Source organism: Streptomyces sp. GbtcB6, assembly GCF_019091475.1.
Classification (GTDB): Bacteria; Actinomycetota; Actinomycetes; order Streptomycetales; family Streptomycetaceae; genus Streptomyces; species Streptomyces hyaluromycini.
The window spans coordinates 1-243 of sequence record NZ_JAGXJL010000413.1 but is presented as its reverse complement, the minus strand read 5'-3'; the positions used below and the strand labels follow the sequence as shown (position 1 = coordinate 243).

The 243-nt window shown below is 77.0% G+C and carries 1 pseudogene; it reads left to right on the top strand.

Annotation, left to right across the window (positions count from 1 at the left end):
- Positions 1-243: pseudogene (locus KVT45_RS55540) on the top strand (hypothetical protein); the annotation flags it as partial.

The window sequence follows — 243 nt, the reverse complement described above, 5'->3', positions numbered from 1 at the left end:
GGTGCCGTACCGCACCGGTGAGAAGACGGCGTGGGCCCGCCTGACCGGCCCCGGCGGCACGCTCCCCGACACGCAGCGGCTGAAGTTCGCCGAGATCCACCCCCCCGGGCCACCTCAGCACGCGCACGCGGGCACGCGCCCGCACGCCCACGAGGCCGCGGCGGAGAGCGGGGCATGCTCCCACCGCCCCCGACGCGACCGGGACTGGCACAACCAGGGCGCGCAGTTCTTCCTCGCCCAGGC